This window comes from Flammeovirga aprica JL-4, assembly GCF_012844305.1.
In the GTDB taxonomy this organism is placed as follows: domain Bacteria; phylum Bacteroidota; class Bacteroidia; order Cytophagales; family Flammeovirgaceae; genus Flammeovirga; species Flammeovirga aprica.
Genome location: NZ_JABANE010000441.1, coordinates 1 through 525, shown reverse-complemented (window position 1 = coordinate 525; position 525 = coordinate 1). Strand labels below are relative to the sequence as shown.

The following is a 525-nucleotide window of genomic DNA, read 5'->3' as shown; positions in this document are numbered from 1 at the left end:
CAGGGCACACCGTTGCTGGCGATGCGCTGGAAGCTTTTCGGCGCCAGCCCCTCTTTCGACATGCCGTACATCATGCGTCCGGCGCCAAAAATATCGCTGTTAATCGCCGAGATGCTGGCGCTGATCACGATGATGTTAAGGATGGTCGCCGCCGCCGGGATCCCCAGACCGTCGAAAATAAGCACAAACGGACTCCCCTGTTCGCCAAAGCTGTTCCACGGGAAGATCGCCATCAGTACCGCCAGGGTGCAGACGTAGAACAGGATAATGCGCAGCGGAATGGTATTGATGGCCTGCGGGATCACCTTCTTAGGATCCTTCGCTTCCGCGGCGGTGACGCCGATAATCTCCACCCCGCCGAAGGCGAACATCACGATGCCAAGCGAGGCGATAACGCCCTGCCAGCCGTTAGGGGCAAAGCCGCCGTGGCTCCAGAGGTTTTCCAGCCCGGTGGCCGGGAAGCTGTGGCCAAAGCCAAAGAAGATGATCCCCGCCCCCGCCAGCATCATGGCGATAATCGCCCCC

Annotated in this window: 1 protein-coding gene; it reads right to left on the bottom strand. The window is 60.4% G+C overall.

What is annotated here, in order from left to right; genetic code table 11:
• A partial coding sequence (locus tag HHU12_RS34835; RefSeq protein ID WP_169661252.1) for an amino acid permease occupies window positions 1-525 on the bottom strand: 525 nt, incomplete at both ends.